This is a genomic window from Bartonella sp. TT29SHDZB (genome assembly GCF_042193395.1).
GTDB lineage: Bacteria > Pseudomonadota > Alphaproteobacteria > Rhizobiales > Rhizobiaceae > Bartonella.
Map to the genome: position 1 here is coordinate 1 of NZ_JBHILQ010000048.1, position 3,789 is coordinate 3,789.

Genomic DNA, 3,789 nt, shown 5'->3' on the forward strand with positions numbered 1-3,789 from the left:
ATTGGGATATGGATACAAGCGAGGAAAGCGCGTTCTTTGTGTTTTGCAGCGAGGGATCCATAAGGGGCTTTCACTGGTTTTAAGTTTTTGCTTAGCTTTTCAGCCTTTGTTGTTGCAAGCACAAGCGCTTGGAGCGCGAAGTCCTGTTGCACAAGAGAGCCAAGGGATTAAAGCAGCTGATGGGGTTGGCTCTGTTTTCCGCCCCACGGTGGGGAAAGCCGGCAATGATGTGCCGCTGATTGATATTGTTCGCCCCAATGGACAGGGTCTTTCTCATAACAAATATGACAGTTTCAATGTTGATACCCATGGCGTGATTTTGAACAATTCGACTGAGGAGGTTTCGCGTTCACAGCTTGGGGGATTGGTGCCAGGCAATGGCAATTTGCGTTATAGCGGTGCAGCAAAGGTTATCCTTAATGAAGTGGTGAGTGCCAATCGCTCGCGTCTTGAAGGCGTGAGCGAAGTACACGGGCATATGGCGGATGTTATTATCGCCAACCCCAATGGGATTACCTGTAACGGTTGTGGCTTTATCAATACTCCACGGGTGACTTTATCGACCGGACAACCGATCATTGGAGCCGATGGCGCTTTGAGTGGGTTGCGTGTTGAGGGTGGTGATATCACCATAGGTTCTCGTGGGGCTGATGGGAGTGCATTAGATATTTTTGATCTTGTTTCGCGCAAGATCAGTATCGGGGGTCCCATACAGGTCAAAGGAGATTTGGCTGTTATCGCTGGTCACAATCATTTTGATTATGACAAACGCGAAGCAACTTCTCTTGGTTCTGATGGCAAAGAGCCAGAATTGGCGATTGATTCCAGTGAGTTTGGTGGAATGTATGCGGGGCAGATCCGCGTGATTGCCAATGATAAAGGCGCCGGCGTTAAGATGCGCGGAGACATGGTTGCCAATGCAGGCGCCATGAGATTGACAAGTGATGGCAAGTTAGTGATTGCCAAAGCACGTGCCAAAGGAGCAGTAAAAGCGCGTTCCCACCACGATAGTGTGCATGTGAAAGATCTTCTTTTTTCAGAAGAAGCGGTTGAACTGAAGGCTTTGAAACATGTTGAATTGGCTGAGCAAGCTCGCGTTGCGGCAAGCGGTGCTGTTGATGTGCACGCCAATCTGATCAAGCTCCAGTCCCATGCTCTTTTAGCAAGCGGTATTGGGAGTGATGGTCAACAGTCAGCGACGGGTTCTTTGCATTTACAGGCAGCAAAGCTTGAGGCGGGGAATGGGCGGATAGCCGCCGGTGATCTTTTAGAGATCCAAGCAGCAACAATTGATCTAAGCCGCATGCAAGACAATGATCAAACAGGGGTTTCTTCCCTTGGCGATCTGACCATTGAAACCAATCAAATCACCGCTTTAAACAACCATATTGGTGCCAAGGGGAATATTGTCTTGAGCGCCGATGATGGGCTCACTGTAGGCGCTGGACATTATAGCGCCGGCGGCTCTCTTTTGGTGGAAGCAGCAGAGCTTACATCACGTGCGCGCTTAGTGGCAGAGCAAAAAATTGACCTTTATGCGCATCACGGTGCCCTGATCCAAGAAGGCACTGTGTTGTCCAATGGGGAGATAACGCTGGATGCCCATGGTGCCCTCAATCACACGGGTGATATTGTCAGTATGCAGCAGGTTGCCTTGACAGCGGGGGGCATGCTCACAACCTCTCAAGAGAGCACGATTTTAAGTTATGATGTGGTTTTAAGTGCTGATGCTTTAACCCAAGCAGGGACTGTGGAAGCTCAAGAAGGAGCATTAACCCTTCAAGTGCGTGATGGGGTTGCAAATAACGGCACAATGCGCGGTGAGAGTGTCGATGCTCATATTGGTGCATTTACCAATCAAGGGACGTTTATTGCAACCGATGATTTGCATTTGGTGGTAAGTGCACAAGAAGGCGCCGATCCGCAACAAGCCTTTCTGAAGAATACATCCGAAGGGGTTCTTCAAAGTGGTGGCGTTTTTGTTGTGACCGCAGGGCAATTAGACAATGCCGGTGCGCTTGGCTCTAGTGGTGAGAATGTTGCCCTCAATGTGGCAGGGAATGTCAGCAATAGTGGGCTGATTTACGCCAAAAAATCTATGGACGTATTCAGTGATGGTGATTTAACCAACACACAGGGCAGAATGATTGCTGAAGAGGCTCTCAGCATTGGTGGGCTGAAAGAGATACGTGCTGGTCATATAAATAATGAGGCTGGTCTTCTCAGTGCTTTAGCCGGTGAGATGAAGATTGTTGCAACGTCTTTTGTCAATAAAAGCGCTGAAACGACAAATTCAGACCAACAAAACGCTACACATGATGAAGGTGCACATGTTTTAGCGCGGGATGGTTTGCGCATTGATGTGGGCAGTTTTGAGAATGTTGATGGTCTTATTTCGACGCAAGGGGCAGTCAATATTGTTGCTGATAGTGTGATCCAAGCAGGGCACATAGAGATTGAGCGTGGTGACCTTCAACTGACCAGCCATGGTGATTTAAGCAATAGTGGCACAATAGAAAGCAATGATACCATTGCTTTGCATGCGCAAAACACTCTGAACCAAACGGGGCGCATTGTCTCTAAAAAGCGGGTTGAGCTCTCAACCGATGGCATATTGACGCTGGGTGAGACAAGTGAGGTTGGCGCCTATGATGTAACGCTGAAGGCAGGCACATTCACCCAGGATGGGCTTGTGGAAGCGCAAGGCGGAGTACTTACTCTCAACAGCCATGATGTTTTAAGTAATTCCGGTATTATGGTGGGCGGTGTTGTTGAAGCGAAGCTTGGGTCTTTAGCCAATTCCGGTCAGCTTTTAGCCAGTGATAGCTTTACGCTTATGGCAGAAAGCCATGATCCGTCATTGGGGCAAGTTGCTCTGGTTTTAAATGGTGAAGACGGTGTACTCAAAAGTGGTGGTGCTTTTGTCTTAACCGCAGATGTTTTGGACAATGCCGGCAGTATTGGCTCAAGTGGTGATGGGGTTGCGCTCAATGTGAGCGCTGATCTGAGTAATAGTGGGCTGATTTATGCCAAGAAATCTGCCATTTTCTCCTTAGATGGGGATTTTATTAATAAGTTTGCCGACGTCATTGCTGAAGACAATCTCATCATCCGTGGCTTAAGTGGAGAGCGGGCTGGTCATGTGATCAACAGCTCGGGTCTTTTAGAAGCCGTGTCAGGCGATATGACCTTCGATGTCTCAGCGCTCACCAACATGCGTGAAGGCGGGGTTGAAGTTAGCGATAAAGTGGTGAATCGCAATGTCTATGAAACATCACATACCGAAACAGATGGGTGGTTTTTTGTTGATACAACTACCACAACTACCAGAGTTACAACGACGGTTAGTCAGCAGCAGCCTCATTTTACCAATAATGCTGCCCAGATTTTAGCAGGGCGTCATCTCACGGTTCATGCCGGCGATATCCGCAATAGTTATAGTTTAATTGCTGCCAATGGCAACATTGTGATGCATGGCGATACGCTGCTCAATGAGGGGCGTGATTTAACCGAAACAACCAAGATTGAGACGACAACACGCATTGAGACTACATCTGGTGATATTTTGGGTGCAGGGGTGGCTCAAATAGGAGATACAGACACATCGGAATATGTTGATGATCCTGTAATAATCACGCGCACTTATGATGCTGTTTACGGCACGATTGAAGCTGGTGGCACGCTTGATGCCAAGTTGACAGGCTATATTGACAATCATGCGGTGCGTGAGGGGGTTGAGCAAGTTGGCTTAAGCTCTGGCGATAAAGGTTTGGCTGGTGTTAAAAACAC

At 48.2% G+C, this 3,789-nt stretch carries 1 protein-coding gene; it reads left to right on the forward strand.

Annotated elements, in window-relative coordinates:
* Position 1: 1 nt before the first annotated feature.
* A partial coding sequence (locus tag ACFIJJ_RS09085; protein ID WP_375646718.1) for a filamentous hemagglutinin N-terminal domain-containing protein occupies positions 2–3,789 on the forward strand: 3,788 nt, incomplete at its 3' end.